The sequence below is a fragment of the Paenibacillus sp. 2TAB23 genome (assembly GCF_052115165.1).
GTDB lineage: Bacteria > Bacillota > Bacilli > Paenibacillales > Paenibacillaceae > Pristimantibacillus.
Genome location: NZ_JBFRGD010000004.1, coordinates 79,288 through 105,593, shown reverse-complemented (window position 1 = coordinate 105,593; position 26,306 = coordinate 79,288). Strand labels below are relative to the sequence as shown.

At 45.4% G+C, this 26,306-nt stretch carries 25 protein-coding genes and 1 riboswitch; of the genes, 19 read left to right on the top strand and 6 right to left on the bottom strand.

Annotation, left to right across the window (positions count from 1 at the left end; all coding sequences use genetic code 11):
- The first annotated feature begins 45 nt into the window (after positions 1–45).
- Positions 46–1,146, top strand: coding sequence for a GerAB/ArcD/ProY family transporter (locus tag AB4Z29_RS07825; protein WP_441942508.1), 1,101 nt, complete (start codon positions 46–48; stop codon positions 1,144–1,146).
- A 50-nt stretch (positions 1,147–1,196) separates the two neighbouring features.
- On the opposite strand, the gene trhO is transcribed toward AB4Z29_RS07825, so the two are convergent.
- Both trhO and AB4Z29_RS07815 read right to left on the bottom strand, forming a co-directional pair.
- Positions 1,197–2,093: an oxygen-dependent tRNA uridine(34) hydroxylase TrhO gene (gene trhO, locus AB4Z29_RS07820; RefSeq protein ID WP_441942809.1), complete on the bottom strand. Its 897-nt coding sequence runs from the start codon at positions 2,091–2,093 to the stop codon at positions 1,197–1,199.
- A 225-nt stretch (positions 2,094–2,318) separates the two neighbouring features.
- A complete protein-coding gene (locus tag AB4Z29_RS07815) occupies positions 2,319–3,197 on the bottom strand; it encodes a LysR family transcriptional regulator (RefSeq protein WP_441942507.1) in 879 nt (292 codons plus the stop codon).
- Between the two features lie 115 nt (positions 3,198–3,312).
- Here AB4Z29_RS07815 and aroC point away from each other — a divergent pair, with 115 nt between their 5' ends.
- The 4 genes from aroC (at position 3,313) to AB4Z29_RS07795 (ending at position 6,786) form a co-directional block, all read left to right on the top strand.
- Positions 3,313–4,368 carry a chorismate synthase gene (gene aroC, locus AB4Z29_RS07810; protein ID WP_441942506.1) on the top strand — a complete coding sequence of 352 codons (1,056 nt, stop codon included), beginning with the start codon at positions 3,313–3,315 and terminating at the stop codon, positions 4,366–4,368.
- Positions 4,369–4,484: 116 nt separating this feature from the next.
- Complete coding sequence (locus AB4Z29_RS07805; protein ID WP_441942505.1) at positions 4,485–5,453, top strand: 2-hydroxyacid dehydrogenase; 969 nt, start codon at positions 4,485–4,487, stop codon at positions 5,451–5,453.
- A gap of 146 nt (positions 5,454–5,599) precedes the next feature.
- Positions 5,600–6,145: a GNAT family N-acetyltransferase gene (locus AB4Z29_RS07800; protein WP_441942504.1), complete on the top strand. Its 546-nt coding sequence runs from the start codon at positions 5,600–5,602 to the stop codon at positions 6,143–6,145.
- A 23-nt stretch (positions 6,146–6,168) separates the two neighbouring features.
- Positions 6,169–6,786: an NAD(P)-dependent oxidoreductase gene (locus AB4Z29_RS07795; protein WP_441942503.1), complete on the top strand. Its 618-nt coding sequence runs from the start codon at positions 6,169–6,171 to the stop codon at positions 6,784–6,786.
- A gap of 76 nt (positions 6,787–6,862) precedes the next feature.
- Here AB4Z29_RS07795 and AB4Z29_RS07790 read toward each other — a convergent pair whose 3' ends face one another.
- A complete protein-coding gene (locus AB4Z29_RS07790; RefSeq protein ID WP_441942502.1) occupies positions 6,863–8,914 on the bottom strand; it encodes a molybdopterin-containing oxidoreductase family protein in 2,052 nt (683 codons plus the stop codon).
- A gap of 168 nt (positions 8,915–9,082) precedes the next feature.
- A riboswitch (purine riboswitch) is annotated at positions 9,083–9,194 on the top strand.
- 79 nt (positions 9,195–9,273) lie between these two features.
- Here AB4Z29_RS07790 and AB4Z29_RS07785 point away from each other — a divergent pair.
- Positions 9,274–10,230: an EamA family transporter gene (locus AB4Z29_RS07785; protein ID WP_441942501.1), complete on the top strand. Its 957-nt coding sequence runs from the start codon at positions 9,274–9,276 to the stop codon at positions 10,228–10,230.
- 104 nt (positions 10,231–10,334) lie between these two features.
- Positions 10,335–11,237: an NAD(P)/FAD-dependent oxidoreductase gene (locus AB4Z29_RS07780; RefSeq protein ID WP_441942500.1), complete on the top strand. Its 903-nt coding sequence runs from the start codon at positions 10,335–10,337 to the stop codon at positions 11,235–11,237.
- Here AB4Z29_RS07780 and clpP read toward each other — a convergent pair.
- A complete protein-coding gene (clpP, locus tag AB4Z29_RS07775; RefSeq protein WP_441942499.1) occupies positions 11,224–11,808 on the bottom strand; it encodes an ATP-dependent Clp endopeptidase proteolytic subunit ClpP in 585 nt (194 codons plus the stop codon). The two genes, AB4Z29_RS07780 and clpP, sit on opposite strands and share 14 nt — an antisense overlap.
- A gap of 179 nt (positions 11,809–11,987) precedes the next feature.
- On the opposite strand from clpP, the gene AB4Z29_RS07770 reads away from it, so the two are divergent.
- Positions 11,988–12,719 (top strand): RNA polymerase sigma factor, encoded by a 732-nt coding sequence (locus AB4Z29_RS07770; protein WP_441942498.1) that lies wholly within the window; start codon positions 11,988–11,990, stop codon positions 12,717–12,719.
- A gap of 121 nt (positions 12,720–12,840) precedes the next feature.
- On the top strand, positions 12,841–13,620 hold the full coding sequence (locus AB4Z29_RS07765; RefSeq protein WP_441942497.1) for a Cof-type HAD-IIB family hydrolase: 780 nt from the start codon (positions 12,841–12,843) through the stop codon (positions 13,618–13,620).
- A 44-nt stretch (positions 13,621–13,664) separates the two neighbouring features.
- On the opposite strand, the gene AB4Z29_RS07760 is transcribed toward AB4Z29_RS07765, so the two are convergent.
- A complete protein-coding gene (locus AB4Z29_RS07760; RefSeq protein WP_441942496.1) occupies positions 13,665–14,174 on the bottom strand; it encodes a C40 family peptidase in 510 nt (169 codons plus the stop codon).
- Between the two features lie 595 nt (positions 14,175–14,769).
- On the opposite strand from AB4Z29_RS07760, the gene AB4Z29_RS07755 reads away from it, so the two are divergent.
- From AB4Z29_RS07755 to AB4Z29_RS07740, 4 genes are all read left to right on the top strand, one after another.
- Positions 14,770–15,036 carry a CD3324 family protein gene (locus AB4Z29_RS07755; protein WP_183560607.1) on the top strand — a complete coding sequence of 89 codons (267 nt, stop codon included), beginning with the start codon at positions 14,770–14,772 and terminating at the stop codon, positions 15,034–15,036.
- Between the two features lie 191 nt (positions 15,037–15,227).
- Positions 15,228–15,593, top strand: a complete 366-nt coding sequence (locus AB4Z29_RS07750) for a response regulator (RefSeq protein ID WP_441942495.1) — start codon at positions 15,228–15,230, stop codon at positions 15,591–15,593.
- Positions 15,586–18,426 (top strand): ATP-binding protein, encoded by a 2,841-nt coding sequence (locus AB4Z29_RS07745; RefSeq protein WP_441942494.1) that lies wholly within the window; start codon positions 15,586–15,588, stop codon positions 18,424–18,426. The genes AB4Z29_RS07750 and AB4Z29_RS07745 overlap by 8 nt, the downstream gene beginning before the upstream one ends.
- 18 nt (positions 18,427–18,444) lie before the next feature.
- Positions 18,445–20,094 carry a GGDEF domain-containing response regulator gene (locus tag AB4Z29_RS07740; RefSeq protein WP_441942493.1) on the top strand — a complete coding sequence of 550 codons (1,650 nt, stop codon included), beginning with the start codon at positions 18,445–18,447 and terminating at the stop codon, positions 20,092–20,094.
- A 179-nt stretch (positions 20,095–20,273) separates the two neighbouring features.
- Here AB4Z29_RS07740 and AB4Z29_RS07735 read toward each other — a convergent pair whose 3' ends face one another.
- Positions 20,274–20,567: a hypothetical protein gene (locus tag AB4Z29_RS07735; RefSeq protein WP_441942492.1), complete on the bottom strand. Its 294-nt coding sequence runs from the start codon at positions 20,565–20,567 to the stop codon at positions 20,274–20,276.
- 198 nt (positions 20,568–20,765) lie between these two features.
- Between AB4Z29_RS07735 and AB4Z29_RS07730 the strand changes: the two genes are divergently transcribed.
- The 6 genes from AB4Z29_RS07730 (at position 20,766) to AB4Z29_RS07705 (ending at position 26,293) form a co-directional block, all read left to right on the top strand.
- The gene (locus AB4Z29_RS07730) at positions 20,766–21,212 is read left to right on the top strand and encodes a GNAT family N-acetyltransferase (RefSeq protein ID WP_441942808.1); all 447 of its coding nucleotides are present in this window, start codon (positions 20,766–20,768) and stop codon (positions 21,210–21,212) included.
- A gap of 22 nt (positions 21,213–21,234) precedes the next feature.
- On the top strand, positions 21,235–21,903 hold the full coding sequence (gene rpiA / locus AB4Z29_RS07725) for a ribose-5-phosphate isomerase RpiA (RefSeq protein WP_441942491.1): 669 nt from the start codon (positions 21,235–21,237) through the stop codon (positions 21,901–21,903).
- 181 nt (positions 21,904–22,084) lie between these two features.
- Positions 22,085–23,713: a spore germination protein gene (locus AB4Z29_RS07720; RefSeq protein ID WP_441942490.1), complete on the top strand. Its 1,629-nt coding sequence runs from the start codon at positions 22,085–22,087 to the stop codon at positions 23,711–23,713.
- Positions 23,714–23,717: 4 nt separating this feature from the next.
- A complete protein-coding gene (locus AB4Z29_RS07715; RefSeq protein WP_441942489.1) occupies positions 23,718–24,836 on the top strand; it encodes a GerAB/ArcD/ProY family transporter in 1,119 nt (372 codons plus the stop codon).
- The gene (locus tag AB4Z29_RS07710; RefSeq protein WP_441942488.1) at positions 24,805–26,052 is read left to right on the top strand and encodes a Ger(x)C family spore germination protein; all 1,248 of its coding nucleotides are present in this window, start codon (positions 24,805–24,807) and stop codon (positions 26,050–26,052) included. Before AB4Z29_RS07715 ends, AB4Z29_RS07710 begins: the two co-directional genes overlap by 32 nt.
- 37 nt (positions 26,053–26,089) lie before the next feature.
- Positions 26,090–26,293, top strand: coding sequence for a CLC_0170 family protein (locus tag AB4Z29_RS07705; RefSeq protein WP_441942487.1), 204 nt, complete (start codon positions 26,090–26,092; stop codon positions 26,291–26,293).
- Positions 26,294–26,306 lie beyond the last annotated feature (13 nt).

Below are 26,306 nucleotides of genomic sequence, written 5' to 3'. Positions count from 1 at the left end.
CGAAAAACGATACGAATCGAAGGTTCAGAAAAGGAGAAGGATGTTATGGTACAGGGCCGGATATCCGCCTTTCAATTATCAATTCTGATGTTTCAGCTCATCCTAAGCTCCTCTGTCTTACTGATGCCATCGATCTCGACTGCCCTATCAGGCAAGGATATGTGGATGACGCCGATATTGAGCTCTTCTCTTGGTTTCCTGACAATCTGGATGGTGCTCAAAATCCATGAAATCTCTCCCAATGGATCGTTTGTGCAGCTCCTGGAGACAACATTTGGGAGATTAGTCGGCAAATGCATCAGCTTTGCTTTTATTCTTTTTCAAATTCATATTGTGGCTATTACGATTAGAGATTATGGCGAATTTATCGTGACGAATTTCTTCTTGAAAACACCTGTCCAAGTCATCATTGGCGCCATGCTGCTTATGTGTGCTTGGGTTGTGAAGAGCGGTATCGAGGTGATGGCGCGAACCGGGCAAATTTTCATCCCGATTATAACCTTATGTACCTTGGTTATTTGTATGCTGCTTATTCCGGAGCTTGATCCTTCGGAAATTCTTCCAGTATTCGAACGAGGTGCTGTCCCCCTTGTAAAGGGAACGGTCGTCGTTGCTGGGTGGTTCTGCCAGCTTTCGCTCATTCTCTTCATCCTGCCAATGGTAAAAGACGTGAAGGCCCTACGGAAATGGGGTTACCTTGCTGTGACGGGTATCATGCTTATGATGCTGATTGCTAATCTTACCGCTTTTTTGCTGATGGGGGAAAGCACTGCATTTTTTAACTACCCGTTGTTTACCGCTTCACGCTATATTGCTTATGCGGAATTTTTCGAGCATGTAGAAGCAGTCGTGATGATGGTATGGGTGCTCGGAGAGTTTTTTAAGATTAGCTTTTATTATTACGCGATTTTCAAAGGCCTTGCGGAAACCTGTGGGGTAACCAAACCCGAAGTCTTGGTCATGCCAGTCTGTGTGCTCTTATTTACTACTACCTTCTGGCTAGCGAAGGACTTTCAAATGATCGGGGATTTCATCGCGGTTGCCGGAACGCTATATATTCTCGCCGGTAATGTCATTTTCCCGTTATTCGTTTATATCGCTGCACGAATGAAGCAGTGGTTGAAATGGAATCAAACACAAAACTAAGCTTGGCCTCCTTAATGCAGAAGCCAAGCTTAGTTTTGATTTCTATATCGTTATTTAACTCCGACAACATGCTCCTCGCAAGCCGTCGAGCAATAGCCATGCTTCGTTTCTTGGCAATCCGTGCATACAATATGCTGCAAATGGCAGGAATCATCTGCGCAGTTGATATACGTATCGGCAGGCTCGCCGCAATGATGGCATTTGCCTACGACAACCGCTTCATCCGTCTGATTGATGACAACGGAGGTACGCTCATCGAATACATAACACTTGCCGTCGAACAGCTTGCCTTGAACTTCCTCATCTTTGCCGTAGGTGACGATCCCGCCCTCTAGCTGATAGACATCATTAAAGCCCTCTCTCATCATAACGCCAGTCAGCTTCTCGCATCGGATGCCGCCCGTGCAATACGTAAGAATAGGCTTGTCTTTGAACTCAGCCATGTTCTCGCGTAACCATTCGGGAAATTCCTTAAAGGTCTCCAAATCGGGACGGATCGCGTTGCGGAAATGTCCCAGGTCATATTCGTAGTCGCTGCGTCCATCCAGGACAATAACATCTTCCCGCTGCAGGTACTCATGGAATTCCTTCGGAGAGAGACGCGTGCCGCTTAATGTATTCGGATCAAGCGGTTTGTCGTAACGAAGGGTTACGAGCTCCTTTTTGTACCTTACGAAAATCTTCTTGAACGCATGCTGATCCACGTCGTCGATTTTGAACACCATATCCGCAAACAAAGGGTTGGCGCGCATATGTTCGATATAGTGCTCCGTTTGCTCAACGGTGCCCGAAAGGGTGCCATTTATGCCTTCGTCAGCAATAAGAATGCGGCCCTTCACGTTTAATTCCTTGCAATATGCGAGATGCTCCGCGGCAAATTGCTCAGCATCGGGTACAGCTACGAATTTATAATACAATAAAACGCGATATGGTTTAGCTTCGTTCATCATAGTCGTTCCTTTCCGGTAAACAAATAAAAGCATACTATATTATAGTTGACTGGTCTCATAATTTCAATAGAAAAACATATGAAAGCAGAAGCCCAAAACGGTTTTTCTTACGGAGTATCGGGCTAAGCTAAGCCGCCTAAGCCATATGGGCGCGCATACTAATCCATAAACCTGCAAAACATGTAAATGAGCCTCTCTGGCAGAAGGAGGGGCTCTTTCACATTAAAACAACAGCTCTACGAATCGTTTGGCGGCAATCGATAGCGAGGTCTCACGTTTAAAGGCTAGACCGATGGATCGGATTGGCACATTTTCGCTTGGTTTTAGCGCAAAGAGCTTCTCTTCATTTAATTGTTCCTGGATGAAGGTTTTAGTGACAAACGCCGCGCCGTAACCTCGAATGGCAAGCTCGACAAGCATGTCCATGCTGCTTAGCTCCATGTCAGCCTCGACCTTCATTCCTTGCGACAAAAACCACTGATCCACGAACATTCGCGTGCTGCTTCCTTCGGAGAGCAGCAGAAGCGGGGTTTCTGCCAGCTGTTCCACAGTGATCGTTTGGCTTGACAGATGCTGATAGGCGGTACCTACGACAAAACACTCTTGAATGTCTGTCACATGCTGCACGCTCAGCTCAGGATCTGAGAATGGCAAATGAACGAAGCCGATGTCGATGATCCCCGCTTTTAACCTTTGCCGAATATCAGACGTTTTCCCTTGAAGCAAGCGGATGCGAACAGCTGGATATTCTGCTTGGAAGGAATCAAGCAGAGGGAGCAGCAGATGCTTGATGACGGGACCGCTAGCTCCTATTTTTAATTCGCCAGCACTCATTTGCTTGAGCGCCTGTAATTTCGCCTCCCCTTGCTGCAGAATGGTAAATGACTTCTCAGCATATTCAAGTACGGCTGCACCCTCTGGGGTAAGCTTCACTCCTTTGGAGAGCCGATCAAAAAGCTTCACCTCAAGCTGCGCTTCTAATTGCTTGATGGCATAACTGACAGAAGGCTGCGTGATATGGAGATCTTGGGCCGCCTTCGTTAGATTGCCGAGTTTCGCGGTATGCATAAAGATGCGATACCATTCCGTGTTAGCTTGCATGATATAATCCCTCTCTATGACAGGAGTTTGAATTTTTGATTTCATTTATTTCATTAACGAAATTATAATGGACAGATAAAGAATGCGTCAACGCATTCAAACGGGAGGAATAGTCATGGCAGGGAATACGTATGGCGAAAGCTTTAAAATTACAACTTTTGGAGAATCACACGGAGAAGCCGTTGGGGTTATCGTCGATGGCGTCACACCAGGGGTAGAGCTGGATGAACGATACATACAGACCCAGATGGACAGACGCAAGCCAGGCCAATCAACCGTCACGTCTCCACGCAAGGAATATGATGTCATTAGCATACTTTCAGGGATGTTCGAAGGGAAGACGACAGGAACACCGCTGTTTATTATGCTGCACAATAAAGATATGAGGCCGGATGCGTACAGTGATATTCAATATTCATTCCGGCCAGGTCATGCGGACTTTACGTATTTGCAGAAATACGGCATCCGGGATCATCGCGGAAGCGGGCGCGCATCCGGACGTGAAACCGCTGGACGAGTTGCTGGTGGCGCTGTAGCCCGCAAGCTGCTTGAAGCAAAAGGAATAAGTGTCGTTGCTTACACGACCGAAATCGGCGGCATTAAATGTGAAACGTTTGTGGAGGAATCGATTGAACTAAATGCGGTGAGAGCATGTGATCCTGAGGCTGCAATTAGGATGATCGAGAAAATCGAGCACTTGGCGGCGATTGGCGACAGCTGCGGCGGGATCGTGGAGTGCCGTATAAGAGGCGTACAGCCGGGTATAGGCGAACCAGTCTTTGATAAGCTCGATGCCGAGCTTGCCAAAGCGATGCTCTCAATCGGAGCGGTTAAAGGCATTGAATTCGGAGCTGGCTTTGCTGCAGCGGGCATGCTTGGCAGCGAGCATAACGATGAGATGAATAAGGAAGGATTCCTTAGCAATTTTGCAGGCGGCATTATAGGCGGCATTAGTACGGGGGAGGAGATAATATTCCGAATCGCGGTTAAGCCTACATCTTCGATTTCATTGCCACAGCATACCATTGACATACACGGCAACGAAAAAATGATTGAAACGATTGGCAGGCATGATCCGTGCATTTGCCCACGCATTATTCCCGTCGTAGAAGCGATGGCTTGTATCGTTGTCGAGGATTTATTGAAGCGTCAAACCGCTATGCATGCATAAACACTAGCATCTAGGAATGAAAGGATTGACCGATAGCATAAATAATCCGAGCTAGGTGCTCGGAAACTCTTGTTATGTTATGCTTATTTATAACAAAGCACGAGAGGAGACTATCCATGAAACCAAATGTTTTTATTGACAGAAGTGTGCCTAGCGAGGTCGAGGCTTATATGGCACAATACTGCACAGTCGACAAATGGGAAGAGTCTTCCCCTATACCTCGCAATATTTTGCTGAGAAAGCTTGAGAATGCGGAAGGCCTCCTGACTGCCGGAACTCATGTAGACGCCGAATTGATCGCAAATGCACCAAGGCTGAAAGCCGTAAGCAGCATCAGTGTAGGTTACAACCATTTCGATCTAGCCGCGATGAAGGAGCACGGAATTATTGGGACACATACGCCGCATGTGCTTGATGATACGGTTGCAGATCTAGCTCTGGCTCTTATGCTGGGTGCGGCAAGACGAGTTGCTGAGCTGGATCGGTACGTAAAGGAAGGCCAATGGAAGGCCGGTATAGGGAATAAATGGTTCGGACAAGATGTTCATCACGCGAAGCTCGGCATAATCGGTATGGGCCGAATTGGCGAAGCCGTAGCTCGAAGGGCGAGGTTTGGCTTCGACATGGATGTCGCCTATTTCAATCGCAGCCAAAAGCCAGAAGCCGAGGCGCTGTTAGGCGTCCGTTACCTAGCTCTGAATGAATTGCTCGCTGAATCGGATTTTATCGTTATGCTTGCGCCTTTTACGCCTGAGACCAATAAGCTGATTGGACGAGAGCAATTTAAGCTAATGAAGCCAACAGCGATTTTTATTAATGTCTCGCGTGGGCAAACGATTGATGAAGCTGCTTTAATCGAAGCACTGCAAGCCGGCACGATATCGGCTGCTGGACTTGATGTATTCGAGCAGGAGCCTATTCCAGAGGACCATCCCTTTTTGACCATGAATAATGTACTTACGCTTCCGCATATCGGATCCGCAACCGAAGCAACAAGAGCTAACATGGCAATGCTGGCCGCTCGGAATCTTGTGAATGCGTTAACGGGACAAACGCCGACCAATACGGTAGCCGAGCTCCGATAAACTTCTAATTAAGCATTCATAATGTTTATTTACGTATAGAAGATCTCTATTTGCTACCGTCTCAGCGAAATGATAAAGTGAAACCATGTTATCCCGATTATTCGAATCGGTATTTATGAATTTCATTGAACAAAGAGGTGGACATAATGAGCGAGGTATATCGATTAGCTCAATTAGAAGATGCGGAGAGACTTCTTCATGTCGTATATGAGGCTTACGTGACGATCAGAGAGCTTGAGCTGCATTGGCCGGCTGCGCATGCCGATCTGGCATTGATTCAAGATAATATTATTTCGAATGAGTGCTATGTTCTGGAGGTTGACGGTGAAATTGCTGCGACGGTTACCTTATCTAAAGGCGATGAGGTGAAGTCGATTACGACGTTTCCGTTTATTAAATGGTTTGCCGTTGACCCTGCTTATCAAGGAGTGGGCATCGGCAACAAACTGCTTAGCTGGCTTGAGCAAACCATAATAAAGGAGAAAGTCGGAGCAGCCGCAGTCACGCTTGCAACTGCCGAGAAGCATCCATGGCTTCTTGCGATGTACGAGAGAAGAGGGTATGAAAGGCTGCATGTTTTTGACTTTGATAACGGGGACGGACCCATGCATTTATTGCGAAAAATCGTTAACCCGTCCCAGTTTGAAGCTCAATCCTTGGAAAATGGGAATGAAACGAGAATGCAATCATAATTGGTTTTACATCGAAAAAAGGATTGGTTACTATTGAGCTTTTATTAATTGGAGCTACAGGTAAAACTGGGCAATATATCGCGCGTTATTTGGCGGAGCAGGAAGCTACATATCGAAGATTTGTGCGCGCTGAGGATCAAATGCTGCCCGGAAGCTTTCTTGGCGATGTACGTGAGCCTCACGATGTCTTTCAGGCGATGATTGGCGTGAGAGGCGTAATATGCGCGCTTAATACAGAAGGAAACGGAACATTGCTAACGGGGTTGGCAAATGTAATCGATGCTATGCAGCGGCATAATATCAAAAGGCTAGTTACCATTGGAACCGCGGGCATCCTACAAAGTGAAGCGCAGCCCCATCTGTATAGATATCAGTCTGTTGAGAATAAACGGATTAACCACGACGCGGCAATAGAGCATGAATCCGTCTATAACAAGCTCCTTCAATCGGAGCATTTAGACTGGACGGTCATTTGTCCGACTAGGCTCGTCGAGGAAGAGCGCAGTGGTGAATTTCGTGTTCGCAAGGATGTATTGCCAAGCGGCGGAACCGCTATTTCGTTTGCTGATACAGCTGCATTTGCGGTTGATGTCTATAGGAATGAGAAGCACATCCGCGAGCGTGTTGGTATTGCTTACTGAATGAGATCGAATCAAACAACCTGTATTCCGCATGAATCGGAGTACAGGTTATTTATTTACAACGATTTTTGATCGATTAAGTCGTCTTCAGCTTAACAACTTCGACGCGATTGGAGAAGAAAGTGGCTCCGCCGCCCATATCCGCCAGACGCTGAGGCGTGAGTGCATTGACTGCTTGATGCCCTTTACGCTGATTATCCCACCAAAGTCCTTGCGTGACCAAAACACCTGGAAGCACGTCGCTACCTACGCGCAGTCTGAGCTCGACCTCACCACGATCGTTTCGTACTTTTACCCGTTCTCCGTCCTGTATGCCTAAAGCTGCAGCGTCCTTGCTATGCATATGCAGCAGTGGCTCCTTCTCCAGCTTCTGAAGCCGTTCTTGGTTTGCGAAGGTCGAGTTGATAAAGCTATGATTCGGTCCCGTCATAAGCAAGAAAGGATAGGTCTCAGGCTCTATCAAAGATGAATGCGTAGGAAGGGGGGAATAACCATCCAGCAGCATCTGCTCGGAATAAAGTTCGATTCTGCCAGATGGCGTAGGAATTAATGAGGTTACAGCAGGCAGCGAATTCCCGCCGGCCTTCATCCAAGACTGCGACTTCAGTGCTTCATACGTCATTCCCGAAAGGAACGAATTATGCTTGCTGTCCAGCGCTTCTCGAATCATTTGTTCCTCCGTAACAGCAAACGCCTCATGCTCAAAGCCGAGACGCAGCCCTAGTTCCTTGAACAGCGTAAAGTTTGACTTGCATTCTCCCATTGGCTCCATAATAGGCTCGTGAAGCTGCAAATAGAGATGCCAATAGGAGGTATACAAGTCCAGGTTCTCGAAATGGGAAGTAGCCGGCAGCACAATATCCGCATACTTGCAGGTGTCAGTCAGAAATAAATCATGCGTGATGGTGAAAAGATCCTCCCGCATAAGGCCTTTGCGAACGCGGTTCTGATCGGGAGCTACGACTGCTGGATTACTGTTATAGACAAACAGCATGTTCACAGGGGAAGACGAATCAAGAAGTGCATCCCCAAGCTGATTCATATTTATCGTTCTCACGCTTGGATCCGGCATTAAATCCGGCCTCTCGATTTGGTCGACGTTAAGGCGTGAATACCAGCTGTTGCCTTTCAGCGCGCCGCCGCCACGAACACCCCATTGGCCCGTCAGGGCAGGCAAGCACGCAATGGTTCTTATGGCCATGCCGCCATTGTCATGATGCTGCAGACCGTTGCCGATACGAATAAAAGAAGGAGAGGTTTTTCCGTACAAGCGGCTGAGCTCCTCGATCTGCTCAGCTGGTACACCAGTAATGCCTGCAACGTATTCAGGCGTATATGACAATGCTTGAGCGGCAAGCTCTTGGTATCCAATTGCGTGCTGTTCTAGGAAGGCTTGATCCGCAAGCCCGTCTCGAATAATGACATGCATCATTCCGAGTGCGAGAGCAGCGTCTGTGCCTGGGCGCAAATGGATGAACTGATCTGCCCACGCAGTAGTTCGGTTGCGATGAACGTCTATGTGAATGATTGTTGCGCCGTTTTTTCGCGCTTCGTTTGCCAGCATGGTTTGATGCATATTCGTCGATACTAAATTGCAGCCCCAGATAAGGAATAGCTTCGTATGAACCGTCTCTTCCGGGTCTATGCCGATGGAGCCGCCCATTGTATATGCATAGCCTGTTGATCCTGCCGCGTTGCAAATGGTCCGGTCGAGCCTGCTTGCGCCGAGTCGATGGAAAAAACGCCGATCCATTCCTTCCGCATTCAATACGCCCATATTGCCATAGAAGCTATACGGCAAAATCGCTTGCGGCCCATCCTTCGTTATGATTGCCGTCATGCGTTTGGCAATTTCATCGTAGGCTTCTTCCCAAGTTATTCTCTCGAAGTCCAGGTTTCCTTTAGGTCCCTTGCGACGCATCGGGTAGAGAAGCCGTTCAGGGTGGTACACGCGGTCACCTAGCTGCCTTACTTTATTGCATATTGCACCGCGAGTAACAGGATGTGCCGCATCGCCATTTATTTTAGTTATTTTTTCTTCTTCAATTGTCACACTGAGCCCGCATGTATCAGGGCAATCAAAAGGGCAAACAGAACGAACCGTTCCATTCCGAACAATAGTACCCATGCCATCTCACTCCATCCGATATCCGTAATCATGTTTTCCTATCATAGCATAAGAAGCGGGCGATCATATCGACGATTTTAGTAAAATGAGATGAAACTTAGCTCTTCCAGTGAAATACCTATTGACTTAACCTTACTTGTCATGTAACATTCATAATGCTTATGAAATGGATTTCCAACTAAATAGCTTCGTATAACCTCACGACATTATAGGATCAAGCAGGGTGAGGGTTTCTACGGGAAGCCTTAACTTCCTAACTACGAATATGCGATCATTACGCGATGATCTTGTATTCCTAGTTAGGATTTTTTGCGTTTAAGTCTTTGAATCAAATGAACAAGAGAGGTGCTTACAGTAAGATGAAGTATATGATATCTGTATTTTTGGGTGCGGCAAGCTACGGGATTTTGTCCACGATCGTAGTACTTGCGTATGGTAAAGGTTATGAACTGGGAGAAGTAGTCGGAAGTCAATTGCTGACTGGCTTTATCCTTGCCTGGATTCTGACATTCATCATGAAATGGCGTGAGAAATGGAACAATAGCAAAAAGATGGAGTCGAGCAATAAGCCTATAGCGGTTTCCACTCGTCTAACATGGAAGCAGCGGCTTCTGCTGATGGCAGCAGGAGCACCTACGGCGATAACAGGTCTGCTATATTATCAGTCGCTGCGTTATATCCCGGCGTCGCTCGCTATCATATTGTTATTCCAGTTTACATGGATCGGCGTATTGATCCAAGCGGTCGGGCAGCGAAAACGTCCTAGCGGAATCATGCTTTTCACCATTGCCATCTTATTTGGAGGAACGATGCTTGCTGCTGGCATTATGGAACAGGGAACGGGAAATTTTAATGTTATGGGTGTCGTATTAGGCCTATTGTCTGCGGCAAGCTACTCGATGTTTATCTTATTTAGCGGCAAAGCGGTGCCTTCCGTCCATCCTGCATATCGCAGTGCTTGGATGATTACGGGCGGATTGGTTCTTGTGTTTATTCTATTCCCGCCGACATTTTTATTTAACGGCCAGCTATGGGGAGATTTGCTGCTGTATGGCTTTCTGCTCGGCATGTTCGGAGCCTTTATTCCGCCTGTCCTGTTTGCGATTGGCGTTCCCCATATCGGAGAAGGAATGGCAGGCATTCTAGGCGCTTCTGAGCTGCCGGTAGCTGTATTGCTGTCATCCTTCGTACTGAACGAGCATGTTAGCGCACTCCAATGGATCGGCGTGGTCGTTGTGTTAGTCGGAGTCGCACTGCCGGAGCTGATTAAACGAAGAAAAAACGGGTTAAATCGTCGTACAGGGATTTCTGTTTAAGGATAAACGGCTTTTCTTGAATAAGGGACTGGATTCGCATGGATACTAGATGGATATACAAATATTCATGTTACCCAGGGCTTTGAGGGGAATGGAGGGAACCGATGAAGTTCGAGTGCATTATCATAGGCGGAGGGATAGCCGGTCTACAGGCTGCCATACAGCTGGGAAGATATCGTCACCTTGTTGCCATAATCGATGCTGGCGACGGCAGATCTTCCCTATGCAAAAACTATCATAATCTAATCGGATTTCCAAACGGCGTGAGCGGACCGGAGCTGCTTGCTTCTGGGAAGCTGCAAGCTGAGCAGCTTGGAACGGTGTTTATTCAAGGAAAGGTTGCTCAGGCAGCGCGCGAAGGCGATTCTTGGTTATTAAATACAGTAGACGGTCGTACGTTCCGAGCAGAACGAATTCTGCTTGCTACAGGCGTTAAAGACCGCATACCTGATTTCCCCATGCTGGTTCCGTGCATGGGGATTAGTGTTTTTGTATGTCCGGACTGCGATGGATATGAGGTAAGGGATTCGGCTATTTTGGTGCTTGGTGCGGGCAATGCAGGCGCGAGAATGGCTCTTGCGCTTACCCACTGGACGTCCGACATCATCTATGTGAACCATGAGCTTTCACCGATTGATGACTCGCTGCTGGCTGAACTGAATGAGCGAAGTATTGCCTTTCATAATCAAGCTATTCGCGAGGTGTTGGCAAAGGGTGAGCAATTCAACGGAGTAGCCCTTCAAGATGGCTCCGTCATCCTGCGGTCCCGCTGCTTTGTCGCATTCGGAGGCAATGAGGTTCGCTCCAGTCTGGCCAATCAGCTAGGTGTTGAGCTCATGAAAAACAACCATATTATCGTTGACCCTCGTACGAAGCAGACTAACGTTAAAAATGTTTGGGCAGCAGGCGATGTCATTGCCCACTCCGAAATGGTCACTTTAGCGATGGGGGACGGGAGTCAAGCTGCAGTCTGGATCCATAAGAGCTTGATTGCTACATCGAAGTGACGATTTTATCGATGATACCGTATTCCAACGCCTCCTCCGATGACATATAATAATCTCGATCCATATCCTTTTCAATTTTTTCAATCGGCTGTCCAGTGCGTTCTGAACTAATCTGGTTTAGCTTGGCGCGAATCTTCAGGATACGGGCCGCACTGATCGCAATATCGCTTGCTTGCCCTTGCACGCCGCCATGCGGCTGATGAATCATAATTTCACTGTTAGGCAGTGCAGATCGATGTCCTTTCTCTCCGGCTAGCAGCAGAATGGCCGCGAAGGAGGCCGCAAAACCAGTGCAGATCGTGTGAACGGGCGGTTTAACGAACTGCATCGTATCCAGAATAGCAAAGCCAGCTGAGGTAGAGCCACCGGGGCTGTTAATGTACATCGATATTTCTTTATCCGGCTCCTCGGCAGCTAGAAACAGCAGCTGGGCAATAATACTGTTTGCAACAGAGTCATCAATCGCTGAACCGAGAAAAATGATACGATCCCGCAGCAATCTGGAATAAATATCATAGGATCTTTCACCTCTGCTTGATTGCTCGACTACATAAGGAACAAAGTTATTCATTCGTTTATCCTCCTTGGTTACTTTTGGACTCGTAAGGTAAACGAACAATGGCCGCTAAAAGATACGGCGTTTTTTTCACCGTTTGCGTAACTTTTCGACCGTTTCATTCGTTTACATCATAAGCGCTTTTCTATCCGTTGGATGGAATGGAGATAACCTTAATCGAGGGAGGCAGAGGAATGAAGGTAGCTGAATGGTCGCCGACGATCGAAGGGAATGAACAAAAAAGCATGCTTGAAGCGTTATATGCGACTTTGCATCGCTATTGCCTCTCGCTAACGAAATCAAGCTGGGATGCTGATGATCTCGTACAGGATACATGGTTAAGAGCCATGCCTACTATATTAGCTGCCGCACATGCCAATCCAGAAGCGTTTCTTCTGCGTATTGCCAAAAATATTTGGATTGATCAATTGCGGAGAAATCATTCGCATCGTTTGATTATAGAACGAATTATAAATTCGGATGCCAGAAAGGATCAATATGTAACGGATTGCGAAGAACCGCTATATGCGTTGATCCGGCATTTGTCGCCTATACAGCGAAAGGTATTCCTGCTTCGCGAGGTGTTTCATTATTCCATAGCAGAGACCGCGGAGATGCTGAGTACAACGGATGGTGCCGTAAAAGCCGCTTTATTCCGAGCCCGTGATGCGTTAACAGCAGCAAGAGCCGAGCTTGAGTCCGGCAAAATACCGCTTCCTAAGGAAGAGGAGTGGACGCAATGGCTGCGCGTAATGGCGATAGCCTATCATGCCGGTGATATTTCGTTATTAATCGAGCTGGCACAAAGAGATATGGCGGAGGCACCTTTGTTAATGGGCAAAACGACACGCATAAAACTAAAAACGGCTCGTCAAAAGTCGCAGCCGCAATGCCTGGAAGGCTCATGGAAATCGCTCGCCGCGTAATCTTGTCTCTCTATCGATGCAGCAGATGCATGATGGAATCAGCTTTTTATTTGCCTCGGATGCATCCGTTCACATGAAATAAGCTATAATAGAACAAAAGCAATCGAGAACTGAGGCAAATATGATGAATAAAAAGCTCATTTTTTTTGATATAGACGGAACTCTGGTTGATCACGAAAAAAAAATCCCGCCTTCAACAAAGGATGCGATTGAGCAATTGCAAAAGGCGGGACATGAGCTGGTTATTGCCACGGGCAGAGGGCCATTTATGTTAAAGCCTGTTTCCGAAGCATTAAAAATCGAATCATATGTTAGCTTTAACGGTTCGTATGCCGTATATAACGGCGAGGTCGTATACAGCCATCCCATCGATCCCGCCAGAATTGTAGAGCTTACTGCCCTTTCGCTACAAAATAATCATCCATTGGTGTATATGACGCCGGAAGGCATGCGTTCAAGCTCGCATCAAACGGCTTATCCGAACGAAGCTGACGAGGCCTTGCGTAAGAGACTGCCGCCGCTTGAGCCGGATTACCACATAGATAAATCCATTTACCAATGTCTTCTTTATTGCAAAGAGGAGGATGAAGGCTACTACAAAGAAGGCTTTGCTGAGCTCGGCTTCATTCGCTGGCATCGGTTTGGAAGCGATGTTCTTCCTCCAGGAGGCTCGAAAGCCATTGGCATTCAGGCATTAATTGAAAAATCCGGCTTTAAAAGCGAGGATATCTATGCATTTGGCGACGGAATCAATGACCTGGAGATGCTGCAGCATGTTCATCATAGCGTAGCGATGGGGAACGCTCCAGATGAAGTAAAGCAGGCTGCTCGTTATGTAACAAAGGATGTTACGGAAGACGGAATTATGTATGGATTAAAAATGCTTGGCTTGCTTGAATAAAGGATAAAGAGGGTGCTATCCGGCTGGGATAGCACCCTCTTATCCTATTTAATTACTCTTCTCGCCGTGACGTAGGTCTTGTCCCACGTACTGCCCTTGAAGTTGGAGATCGTTACGCCAACACCGACTCTATACGTATGCAGCAGCTTGCCGTTGCCAATATAAATACTGACGTGATTAATTTTGCCGTCACGATTCGTATCGGTGAATATAAGATCTCCTGCTTTCAGATTGCTTTTAGATACGTACGAGCCTGACTTTGCTTGCTGCTTAGACGATCTTGGCAGGCTTACTCCTACTTTTTTATACACGTACTGTGTAAAGGATGAGCAATCAAAGGAGCTTGTAATGCCTGATTTGGCTCCGAATTTATAAGGCACGCCGATATATTTCTTCCCAATGGAAACCATGCTGCTTACTTTTGAGGAGCTTGATGCTGTCGCTGCGTGCGCTGATTGGGGCATTGCAATGGATCCTGCGCATATAGCGATAGACAAGCTAATTCCTATACCTGCAATGGCTTTCTTCATTCGGCTGTTCGTCATGTTAATCATGTTGTTCCTCCTTGGATTGTGAATCTAGTGAATCGCCTAGAAATACCATAACATAGATTAAAAACCCAACAATTACCTATGAGGAAACAAACCCTTGCCATTACTGATAAAAATCGTCTTTATTAAAAAGTGATGATAAATAAACGGCAATTTTTAACTTGACAGCGGGATCGCTGGTAAAGATTATTTATAGCTGTTTTTTCACTATCGACGGTGATGCATTTGGATATATACTGATGAAGTCGGGCCGACAAATGAATAGGAAAGGAGCTGATCGAATTGATTAACAACCTGGAGGTGATCTCCGTTTAGTCGGAGATCGCTCATATGAAGGAGACCGAAAGGTCTCCTTTTATTTCGTTAAAGTGCTAGGATGGAAATATTGTCAAACATTTCTTGTCAACCGAAAAGGCTTACAATATAATGACAGAGTACAGGGCGAAAAAAGCTGAGAGGTCGGGATCAGCATCCATCGCTTTTTTGATTATATGAAGATGAGGTTTACCAAAAATCGAAGGGAGGAAGTAAAAAATGTTGATGACAACGAAATCCAATAATCTTACAAAGATGAGCATTTTCAAGGAGGACGTCTATAGTGAACTACAAAAATGGGAGAGATGTGCTTCCCCCTAGTTTGTTGCAAGAGCTGCAAAAATACATTCAAGGCGACTTAATTTACGTACCAAAACTCGCGGAGCAAAGAGCCCATTGGGGTGAAGTGAGCGGAACTCGCAAGCTTCTGGCGGAACGCAATAAGGAAATTTATCTTTATTATTCAAACGGATGGTCAGTCGCTGACCTGGAGCGGAAATATCATTTGTCAGGCGAGAGCATCCGCAAGATTATCGTGAAATCAAGATAACGAACCCTATTTAAACAGGCCGTCATTGCGGTCTGTTTTTTCTTTTGTTGGTGGAGTCACACCGATTGCTGTAAGTAAGAAATGTAGAGTACAAAGGAATTCATAATAAAATGTCGAATGAATTATGTGATTGTTGTAATTTGGCGTGAAATGTCGAAAAACAAACGAGAAAATAGCGGAGGATATCAAAAATGAAAACATTGCTTATTGCTGAGGATGAGCCGATCTTACGGATGCTCATAGCAGATACGCTCGAAGATGAAGGTTATAAGCTTGATGAAGCGGCGGACGGGGAAGAAGCGCTGCAAAAAATAAGAGAAACAAAGTTTGATCTGATCATTTTGGATTATATGATGCCAAAAATGACTGGAATCGAAGTAATCGAACAAACAAGACGGCTCGAAAACAGGCAGAACGCCAAAATATTAATGTTATCCGCGAAGAGCCAGCAGTCAGAGCAGGAGAAGGTGCTTCATGCGGGTGCAGATGGATTCATGTCCAAGCCCTTCAGCCCTTTGGAGCTGATCGACAAAGTAGAGGAGATGCTTCGTGGGTAAGCTGCGCCGCTATTTGAATAAACGAATTACAAGACAATTTGTGGCCATGATGGTGCTCTCCTTGTCTCTAATACTGCTCGGTGCCGTGTTTGTTTTAGTAAGTGCAGTATTAACCTTGAAGAGTTATACAGCTGAAACCACATTGCTAAGACAGAAGCAAGAGCTCGTCTCGGAAATCGCCGATCATTCCAACGAAGTTATTTTAAGAGCCCGTGGGTATTATGTTTATTTATCGGATTATGAGTATGAACAAATTTTCGCTGAAAAAGCGCTATTGGATGAAAATTTGGTGGAAATAAAAAAACTGAAGCTAACCGCTTCTGAAGAAGAAGTCATGCTGAACATCGAAAACTTTTTCACTAATTATTTTGACGAGCTTTTACCCAAAGCCATTGAATATTCGAAGTCTGAGGATTATCAAGCGTTGCGAGTCCTTATATCCGCAGGCGAGGATAATCCCGTGAACAAGCTCATTACATATGCGCATGATCTGGAATCGCAAGTGAGATTGATTGCCGAACAAAAAAATGATCAATTAATCGAACGGCTATCGTATCAAGCATTATTATTCATTGCCTATATCGTATTTATATTAGTGCTATCCTCATTGTTGACGAGAAGGGTTGCCAAGGCAATCGGCGTGCCCTTAATGACACTGACTAGCCAAGCTCGCAACTTTGCTAACGGCGAATATACCGAAGTTGATCTGAAAGATAGAGCTGATGAGTTAGGAGAGCTGGCACGTACATTCCATAGGATGCTGGCCCAAATTCAAGGCAAAGAAGAAGAACTTGTTGCACAGAACGAGGAGCTTATTGCCCAGCAGGATGAGCTGCAAGCTCAGCAGGAAGAACTGCAATTAGCTGTTAAAGTGATGGAGCAGAATGAAAAATATTTGTTAAAGCGAAATAAGTTCGTTCAATCGCTTTCGAGTACACTTGATCAGACTGAGCTGCTAGAGAGCATTATTACAAATATCGTGTCCATTACCGAAAGTGATAAAGGCATCATCGTCAAAATGGATCGTGAGCATGAATATGCTTCAGTTGGCATTTCAGAAGATGCGGCGTTACAGTTTATTGAAAACGTAAATGATGGCATTCTGCTGAGAGCCATGCAAACGAAAAAATCGTACAGCATCATAAGGGATTGTAATGTCGGCGAAAAAGGATACCATGAAAGTTCGATGAAGGCGACTGATCTTGTACTTCCTATTCTAAATGCAAGCCAAGAAATCGTAGCTTGCGTTGTAATCACGAAAGTGAATCGCGGAATTTCCATGCAGGAAGAGGTCGAAATCGCAGGATTGATGACGCAGGTATCCTTAGCCTTTGACAAGCTGCAGCTTTACGAAATGTCGGAGAAGCAGCGTTTGATGACCAGCGATATGCTTGATACGATTCAAGAAGGTATACAATTAATTGATTTAGATGGTTCAACTCGCCAAATCAACCGTAAAATGTCTGATATTTTGCCGTTTTTCACAGATACAGAGCAAACGATGATGATGAGCGATGAACAATTTAAAAACCATATTCGCGCTGTTGTCGCTCAATCTGAGTTGCTTATTCCGTTTATCGAGGGTCTTGTCCAATATGGTCATTATCAAGGTATGCGTAGTATTACCTATGAAGTGATTGAGCCGGAGAGACGGTTTATCCAGCTCTATTGCGAGCCGCTATACCGCAATGGGACTAAATTCGGCCTGCTGCTTGTACACCGGGATATTACGAAGGAATATGAGGTTGACCGGATGAAATCCGAGTTCGTGAGCACCGTTAGCCATGAACTAAGAACACCGCTTGCCAGCGTACTCGGTTTTGCCGAGCTATTGCTGCACAGGGAACTTAAACCAGAACGCCAGCACAAATACATATCCACGATCCATCAGGAAGCTAGAAGGTTAACGACATTAATTAATGATTTTCTGGACTTGCAAAGAATGGAGTCGGGCAAACAAACCTATGAATTGAAGCTTTTATCATTAACGCCATTAATAACCGATGCGATTGACACACAGCAGTTATCGGCGCCTACCCATCAAATAAACGCGAGACATGATGCGCCGAGCACGATTGTGCTTGCAGATCGAGATAAAATGCACCAAGTCATCATTAATTTGCTTAGCAATGCCATTAAATATTCGCCAAACGGCGGTCATATCGATATTGTTAGCGGCATTAATAATAATCAATATTTTATTCAAATCGAGGATCATGGACTTGGTATCCCGCCAGAAGCAATGAAAAATTTGTTCAATAAGTTTTATAGAGTAGATAATTCAGATCGCCGAGAAATTGGAGGAACAGGGCTAGGTTTAGCTATCGTAAAGGAAATTATTGCGAAGCATGAGGGTAAAATCGAGGTGCAATCCGAATTCGGCAAAGGAAGCAGCTTTACCGTTACACTGCCCATTGCTGAGCAGCCAAACCCCATAATAAGTGAAGAGTTTAACATAGCAGCATGGGATGAAACATCCATACAAGTCATGCTTGTTGAGAATGACAATAATTTAGCGACGCTGCTCAGCGACGAACTTCTCGCAAGCGGCTATCAGGTTCATTTATTCAAAGAAGGCGCGTTAGCGATTGATGCCATTGAAGAGCTGAACCCTGATATTGTAGTCGTTGATCTCATGCTCGAATCTGGCGTTACCGGTTGGGATTTGATTAGCAAAATTAAAAAAACGGATCTCTTATTGAATTTGCCAATCATCATTTCAAGCGCATTCGAAGAAAAAGAAAAAGCCTCGCAATGGGGAATTACAGAATTTTTAGTCAAGCCTTATTTGCCTGGAAGACTAAGTGCAGCTATTTCACGCTTGCTGCGATAATTGAAGGAGTTTAAGGCTATGAAAACGGAAAAGTATATTCAGCTCATCCAGCAACGAATTATCCAAACCATCGATGAATGGACGAGCCAAACGGTTGTGGAGGAACAGGAAATCCATCGTTTTTTTCATAATCTTAAGGGAACGAGCGGAACGCTTGGACTAGTAGAGATAGAAAGATTCTCAGAGTCCAAAGAACAACTATTCGCTGAAAGAAGCGACAATACATTGTCACGGACCGAATGGTCTGAGCATCTCATTCCTTTAAGAAGCATGATCACACCTGTCCAAACACAGGTAGAGCTCCCCAATCGTAGCCATACGGATGACGTTTATTTGAAAACCAGCCAAGACAGTCTGAACGATCACAAACGAGTGCTGGTCATAGACGATGATGTGGAATTTGTCACCTATGTCAAAGAGGTTTTGGAAAAAAGCGACTACCAGGTGTCCATTGCGCTAACTGCCGAACGAGGTTTGAAATTGTTTTACCAATGGAAACCATGTCTCCTCCTTCTCGATATTGTGCTGCCTGATCAAAGCGGAATGGAAGTGCTGCTTCAAATCGTTGAGAAAGCAAAGCTTGAGCATATTCCAATCATGATGGTTAGCGGTAATTTTACCGTTGAAAACCAGATTAACGCTTATCGCTCAGGTGCAATGGACTTCCTTGCGAAGCCATTTGATGTGGGCTTGCTGACAGCGCTAATTGATAATCGCTTCATGATGAAAATGGACTGGGATCGATCTATCACGCTCGATGAGTTAACCGGCGCGTTCAACCGCAAACATTTCAATCATGTGATCAAACAACAAATAGATGCATTCACACATAAAAATGATCTATTTTCGCTCGTCATGCTTGATTTGGATTATTTCAAGCATGTCAACGACGAATACGGGCACTTAAAAGGAGACGAAGTGCTGCAGGCGTTTGCAGCAACAGCTCGCGAAGTCACCGCAGCAAAAGGTATATTTTGCCGGTATGGCGGTGAGGAGTTCGCGCTCATACTGCCTTACTTCGACAGCATTGGGGCGACTAGCATAGTCGATAAGCTCCGCAAACAATTTAACCACATTAAATTCCGGACTGGGGAAGAAACTTTTCAAGTTACTTTCTCATCAGGCATCGCACAGCTGGCAGAAAACAACAGTGAGCCTGAAAAATGGATCGAACAAGCAGACCACGCGCTTTATAGCGCCAAAAGGGCTGGCCGAAACCAAACCATGATCTATTCAACGGATATACAAGAAAAGAAATCGGAAGCTTTGCTTAATCTTATCGTTGTGGATGATGATCCGCTAATTAGARATATTCTCATTAGTCGTTTCTCTGAATGGAGGCCGACATCCCATACGAAGGTTAAAGCTTTTGGGTTCGAAGACGGCAAGACGTTTTTGTCCTCAGAGTGGTATAGAGATGGCGAGAAGTATATGATACTGCTGGATGGATCCATGCCTGAGCTTGATGGATTGGATGTCCTGCGAGAGCTGCGCGAAAGTTATCCCGAGCAGCAGCTGCTTATTGTCATGCTGACAGCCCGCAATCAAAAGGAGGACATTATTCAAGCTTTGGAGATCGGCGCAGACGATTACGTCATTAAACCATTCCATATGCAGGAGTTGATGCTGAGAATTGAGCGCTTGGCGAGCCGAATGATGAACGGTTAGATGCAGCGGTGTTGCCCCATACGGGTAAGGTGAGCAAGCCTATCCCTTAAAATGCACAAAAAGAACCATCAGCGCCGCTTTCAAAAGTGGCGCCGATGGTTCTTTTTAGTCTAACATTTCGCAAAAAGCGTTAACTCATATTTCCAAAACCGACATTTACGTCTGCCCCTTTGGATGGATTACAGCTGGGTTATTGCCGCTGGCAGCTCAACAACGGTTTGCGGATATTTGTAATCGTTGCGAACACAGGTCGTATCTGAATCGTAGGTCGATTGAGAGAGCTTATGCGAGATAGAGAATATAGACAGATTCGGATTGACATGGAGCGATGACTCGAAAAAGGAACAGTGTTCGAAATTGAAATTCAATGTCGTTATTATAATCACACAGTTAGTAAACGTACAGCCGATAAAGCTAAAACCATCAAATGCAATCGTTTCGTTCTGGAAATGCTCGTTCGATATTGTGTTCATGATCAGCGCTCCTAGTCTGTGATGGGATAACCTATTGAAAATTCTAGCAGATCGAAGATGTGATGTTTGTCGGTTATTGGTAGCGTCACCTTAATAATTAACGACATAAATAGCGCTTCGATTTTCTAGTATTCATCCTGAATTAGGACTGTTATACTAATTGGGACAATAGATTGGCTTGGAGGTGCGGCATTGGATATTGAAATTTCCAGAGCGACGATTAAGGATGTTGAACAGTTGGCAACCTTATTTAATGAATATCGAATCTTTTATAAGCAATTGTCCGACGTACCTAGAGCCCAACAATTTTTAACGGATAGAATGCAGCTGGAGCAATCGATCATTTTTAAAGCGATAAAGCCTGAAAGCTCGAAAATGATTGCCTTTACTCAGCTTTATCCGATTTTTTCATCCGTGTCGATGAAAAGAGCTTTCATATTGAATGATCTTTATGTCATAGAGAGTGATAGAGGACAAGGCGTCGCAGAGCTGCTTCTCGATCGCGCCAAGACTTACGCGCTAGAGAACGGCGCGAAGGGCTTAGAACTCAGTACGGCGTGTGACAATGCCATTGCACAGCGCCTATACGAGCGTAATGGCTATGAGAAGGATGAAACGTATTTTCACTACTATTTAACGCTGTAATCGGAAGAGGAGGGGATAAGTAATGGAATCTAAGAAACTGGCTGCTGAAAAAGCGACGGAATCTATTGTTGACGGAATGATTGTCGGTTTAGGAACCGGTTCAACCGCCTATTATGCCATTCAAAAAATCGGGCAAAGAGTCCAAGAAGGACTTACTATTCAAGCAATTGCGACTTCCAAGCAATCTGAGGAGCTCGCCATTAGCCTTGGCATTCCGCTGATTGCAGCATCGGATATCGATTACATTGACGTAACGATTGACGGCGCTGATGAGGTCGATTCCAATTGGAATCTAATTAAGGGCGGCGGAGGGGCACTCCTGCGCGAGAAAATCGTAGCTTCAGCCAGCAAGCAGCTCATTATAGTCGTTGATGAGAGCAAGGTGGTTGCAGAACTTGGACGATTCCCTTTGCCTGTAGAAATCATAACCTTTGGATTTGAGATAACGATGCGCAAGCTGGAGAAGCTTGGTTGTCAGCCAGTTTTGCGGCAAGCCGGCGTTAAGCCCTACGTAACCGATAACGGCAACTATATTGCCGATTGCCATTTGGGCAGCATTCCGAGTGCCGTGGAGCTTCATTCCGCGCTGCAGCTTATACCAGGAGTAGTGGATAACGGATTGTTTATCGGAATGGCTAGTCAAGTCATTGTCGGCTATACGAACGGTACTGCGAAGCAAATAGAAAAGTAAATCTGTAGCATGAAAGCCAGGAGAGACCGACTAATCGGTCTCTCCTGGCTTTTTTAGTTGCTTTTGAACCGCTCAAAAAGCGATGACTAATTTCGAAACGAATGGTAAAAGCTACAAATGTGAGCAATATTACCAATCTCATTTTGCCTAAAGTCATCTTACAAAGATCGGTTGGTGACACATGCCTACATATGGAAACAAGAAAAAGCAGGCTATGCCCATTAAGAAAGGCCCAAGCCAGACGCTGGACAGCCTGAAAGATAAAAAAATAACTGCCGAAATCGATGCTACGATCGCCTTTATTGATGAAATACTAGGCGTAAACGTAGATCTTACAATTCGCAAATTCCATGTTTTTGGGCAATATGATGCAGTCATCATATATTTCTGCAATATGGTTAATCCAAACGTCATTAATCTTGATATTCTGAAACCGCTTATGTATATGCCACCGCATTTGCAAGACAAACACGTTCCAATTGATCAGCTTAAAGAAGTGCTGCATAATGACGCGCTTTACCACAGCGAGTGCAAATACGAGTCTTATCTCTCTACACTGATCGAGAGTATTCTAAGAGGGGAAACTGTTGTAGCGGTAGAAGGGCTTGAAGAAGCATTTCTATTTGAAACGAGAAGCATCGACAAACGTTCCATCGACCAGCCAGCAACCGAACAGGTCATTAGAGGACCACGCGAAGGGTTTATAGAGCCGCTTGGAACGAATATTTCGTTAATTCGCTATCGGCTGCAGTCGCCTGATCTCCGTATTGAGACGATGGAGCTCGGATTGCGAACGAAATCGAAAGTGGCCGTTTGTTACATGGACGGCCTTACAAATCCAGAGCTTGTCAAGGAAGTGAATGCGCGATTATCAAAAATTGATATAGACGGGATTCTTGATTCAGGCTATATTGAACAATTTATCGAGGACAATCATTATTCGCCTTTCCCGCAGGTGCAATATACGGAACGCCCGGATAAGGTTGTTGCTAATCTGCTTGAGGGCAGAGTGTCCATCCTCGTGGATGGATCACCTTTAGCTTTACTCGTGCCTACCGTATTTAGCCAATTTTATCAAACGATTGAGGATTACACGGAACGATTTCTGCTTATGAGCTCAATCCGATTGGCTAGACTTATCGCGTTAATGTTCTCACTTATCTTCCCTGCTATTTATGTATCTATCATTTCCTTCAACCCGGAGCTGATCCCGACAGAATTTGCCGTTGCCGTAGCAGGAGGAAGAGCAGGAGTACCTTTTCCGGCGGTCATTGAGGTGTTAATCATTGAAATTTCCATGGAAATTTTGCGCGAAGCTACGATTCGCCTGCCGCAGCAGGTCGGCGGAGCCCTTTCCATTGTAGGGGTCCTCGTCATCGGGCAAGCGGCAGTATCTGCGGGCTTTTCCAGTCCGATTACGATCGTGATTATTGCCTTAACGACGATTGGATCGTTCGCTACGCCAGCTTATAATGCTGCCTTGGCACTTAGGCTGCTGCGTTTTCCGCTAATTATAATGGCTGGTATTTTCGGACTATACGGCGTCATGATTGGTCTAATCTTAATCGCCAATCATCTCTTGTCGCTGAAATCGTTCGGAGTACCTTATTTAAGCCCGCTTGTGCCTGCTGAGTTCCAAGGCATGAAGGATTTGTTGATTAGAGGCCCGTTATGGTGGATGAACAAACGGCCATCATTTCTACAGCCCGTGGATACTGATCGGGTCAATAAGCAATCATTTGAAGAGCTTGAAGCGTCCACAACTAATGCGCTTGATCCGAAGAATGATAAAAACCAGCAGGGAGGATAACGAAATGGAATCTCGTCAAATAACCGTCATCCAAGCGGCGGCAATTCTCGTTAGCACCATCATTGGCGTCGGAGTGCTGGCGCTTCCGCTTTTTGCCGTGCAAGCAGCGGATTCAGGCGCACCGTTAGTTACGATGCTTGGTGTGCTGCTTGCGGTTATCGGCTTGGTGCTAGTAACCTTGCTGGGCATGAGATTTCCAAATCATACCTTCATTCAATATAGCGAACTGATCATCGGCAAAAGTGTAGCTCGGGTTGGCAGTGTGCTCATCATTATTTTTTTCTCCGTACTGACCTCGCTTACGGCACGAGAGTTTGGAGAGGTTGTCGTAACTTCCGTCTTAAAATCAACGCCAGTAGAGGTTACGGTAATCGTCATGCTGCTGCTCGCTGCCATATCTACCCGGAATAACATCATCACATTTGCCTACATCCATACCTTTTATTTCCCATTGCTGCTCGTGCCCGTGCTGTTAATTGCTGCTCTTTCCTTGAAAAACGCAGAAGTGATTAATTTATTGCCGGTTTGGGGGACTGATCCTAAAAAAATGCTAAAAGGAATGCTTACGATAGCAGCCTTGTTTCAGGGTACCTTCGTGTTGACAGCCGTCATTCCCGCGATGAAAAAACCAAGCAAAGCAATGAAAGCAAGCTTATGGGGCATTCTGATTGCAGGTGGTCTTTATGTCATCATAGTAGCTGCAGCGGTCAGCGTATTTGGCTCAGAGGAAATCAAGCAGCTATTGTGGCCGACCCTTGAATTAGCCAAAGCGACATCTTTGCCGGCGAATATTTTGGAGCGGCTGGATGCTGCTTTTTTGGCCGTCTGGGTAACAGCTGTATTCACAACGCTGTTTTCGAGTTATTATTTGACGATTTATTTTATCAGCAATCTATTCCGTTTGCGCGAGCACAAGCAATTCTCGTATTTTCTCCTGCCTTTTGTATTCGTTACGGCGATGCTGCCGCAAAATATTGTGCAAATGTATGAAATTATCGAAGGGGTCGGTCGAATCGGATTGTATATGACGATCGGTTATCCAACATTGCTGTTATTTATTTCAATTCTTCGCAAGAAGAGAGGTAATCCCGTTGCGCAACAAACAGTGGATCCCAATCGTTAAAGTAATTTGCTGCTTTAGTGTCGTGATTCCATTCCTTACCGGGTGCTGGGATCGGCTTGAAATAGAGGAGAGAGCGGTCGTGTTAGGTGTGTCTATCGATACCGTGTCTGACGAACAAGCCAAAGAAGCTGAAGAGGAAGAGGATGAGGTTTCGCATATCAGCGGATCCATCCCTCCGCCTTCAATGGGAATGGTTCGTGTTGCGGTGCAAATCGCCTTGCCTGGCAGAATACCGCTCGGACCAGGAGAAGGCGGCGGTGGAAAAGGCTCTGCCGGTGAGACGGTATGGGTTATTGATGTGGTAGGCCACAGTATTGATGATGCGTTTATGAATTTACAGCAGCAAGTATCAAGCAAGCTGTTTTTCGGACATTTGCGCGTTATTGTAGTCTCCGAGAAATTAGCACGAAAAGGACTTGAAAATGTAAACGATTATTTCCGCAGAAACCCAGAGGTAAGGCGAATGGCATGGCTGATGATTGCGAAGGGAAACGCGCTCAAGTTCATGAATGCAACCCCTCAGCTCGAGAGGGTTCCTGCTCTCTATCTCATGTCCACCTTGGATGAAGGCATCCGGATGGGGAAATTCCCCAAGGACTATATTGGAGTTTTCTGGAGCAACGTGTCCAAAAAAGGACAGGAAGGCTTTTTGCCTTATGTGGAAATGAAAAAAGAAGAGAATGTCGGGATTATCGGGCTTGCTTATTTCAATGGAGCCAAGATGGTTGGTGCGACTAAACCATTGGAAATAGCCGGATATTTGGGTATGAAGGGTGTCAATCCAGCCGGATACCGCGTATATATTCAGCTCGATCAATCATCGGAAAGTGTCATGACCAATGCGACGCATCGAAAATCAAAAATTAAAGTGAATATTCGAGAGAATGTTCCGCATTTTACGATAGATATTGATATCGAGCTTAATTTAGAAGCGAAGCTAAACGAGAATTTAAAGATCAATGATCCTAACATTTTGCGAGCGATTGAGAAGAAACAAGAGGGAATGTCGGTTCTATTTTACTCCAATCTGATCAAGAAAACACAAGCAAAAGGTTCAGATATATTCGGCTTTGGCGAATATGTCCGGGCTTTCAAGCCACAATTCTGGAATGCGCATGTCAAAACAGCAGAAGGTTGGCGAAGCATGTACAAGGATTGCGAATTCGACGTCAAGGTTTCGTTGAAAATCCGGCGCATAGGGATGAAAGCCCAGTAGTGTAGTATCCATAAAAAGAGGAGGGAACCCATACAGGATGATTGGCGAGAGTTATACGATGAGTTATTTAAATTATGTCATATTGCTTTGTTTGCTGAGCGGAATTTTGATCCTTGTCATTGATGTCCGCAGCTTCGAAATAGCAGGTTTAAACAAAGAGCGTAAAGTTTCAAAATATTTGGGTTGGTTTAGTATCCTTATTGGGAGTATTCTATTCATGGCAGAAATAATCCTACAATAAAAAAGGACGTGAT

What these genes read in the sequence shown, in the direction of transcription:
- AB4Z29_RS07805 (WP_441942505.1), top strand. Translation starts at nt 4,485, where the DNA reads ATGAAACCAAATGTTTTTATTGACAGAAGTGTGCCTAGCGAGGTCGAG.
- AB4Z29_RS07785 (WP_441942501.1), top strand. Translation starts at nt 9,274, where the DNA reads ATGAAGTATATGATATCTGTATTTTTGGGTGCGGCAAGCTACGGGATT.
- rpiA (WP_441942491.1), top strand. Translation starts at nt 21,235, where the DNA reads ATGGAATCTAAGAAACTGGCTGCTGAAAAAGCGACGGAATCTATTGTT.
- AB4Z29_RS07705 (WP_441942487.1), top strand. Translation starts at nt 26,090, where the DNA reads ATGATTGGCGAGAGTTATACGATGAGTTATTTAAATTATGTCATATTG.
- AB4Z29_RS07825 (WP_441942508.1), top strand. Translation starts at nt 46, where the DNA reads ATGGTACAGGGCCGGATATCCGCCTTTCAATTATCAATTCTGATGTTT.
- trhO (WP_441942809.1), bottom strand. Translation starts at nt 2,093, where the DNA reads ATGAACGAAGCTAAACCATATCGCGTTTTATTGTATTATAAATTCGTA.
- AB4Z29_RS07800 (WP_441942504.1), top strand. Translation starts at nt 5,600, where the DNA reads ATGAGCGAGGTATATCGATTAGCTCAATTAGAAGATGCGGAGAGACTT.
- AB4Z29_RS07790 (WP_441942502.1), bottom strand. Translation starts at nt 8,914, where the DNA reads ATGGGTACTATTGTTCGGAATGGAACGGTTCGTTCTGTTTGCCCTTTT.
- AB4Z29_RS07765 (WP_441942497.1), top strand. Translation starts at nt 12,841, where the DNA reads ATGATGAATAAAAAGCTCATTTTTTTTGATATAGACGGAACTCTGGTT.
- AB4Z29_RS07770 (WP_441942498.1), top strand. Translation starts at nt 11,988, where the DNA reads ATGAAGGTAGCTGAATGGTCGCCGACGATCGAAGGGAATGAACAAAAA.
- AB4Z29_RS07735 (WP_441942492.1), bottom strand. Translation starts at nt 20,567, where the DNA reads ATGAACACAATATCGAACGAGCATTTCCAGAACGAAACGATTGCATTT.
- AB4Z29_RS07720 (WP_441942490.1), top strand. Translation starts at nt 22,085, where the DNA reads ATGCCTACATATGGAAACAAGAAAAAGCAGGCTATGCCCATTAAGAAA.
- clpP (WP_441942499.1), bottom strand. Translation starts at nt 11,808, where the DNA reads ATGAATAACTTTGTTCCTTATGTAGTCGAGCAATCAAGCAGAGGTGAA.
- AB4Z29_RS07715 (WP_441942489.1), top strand. Translation starts at nt 23,718, where the DNA reads ATGGAATCTCGTCAAATAACCGTCATCCAAGCGGCGGCAATTCTCGTT.
- AB4Z29_RS07815 (WP_441942507.1), bottom strand. Translation starts at nt 3,197, where the DNA reads ATGCAAGCTAACACGGAATGGTATCGCATCTTTATGCATACCGCGAAA.
- AB4Z29_RS07780 (WP_441942500.1), top strand. Translation starts at nt 10,335, where the DNA reads ATGAAGTTCGAGTGCATTATCATAGGCGGAGGGATAGCCGGTCTACAG.
- AB4Z29_RS07760 (WP_441942496.1), bottom strand. Translation starts at nt 14,174, where the DNA reads ATGATTAACATGACGAACAGCCGAATGAAGAAAGCCATTGCAGGTATA.
- aroC (WP_441942506.1), top strand. Translation starts at nt 3,313, where the DNA reads ATGGCAGGGAATACGTATGGCGAAAGCTTTAAAATTACAACTTTTGGA.
- AB4Z29_RS07750 (WP_441942495.1), top strand. Translation starts at nt 15,228, where the DNA reads ATGAAAACATTGCTTATTGCTGAGGATGAGCCGATCTTACGGATGCTC.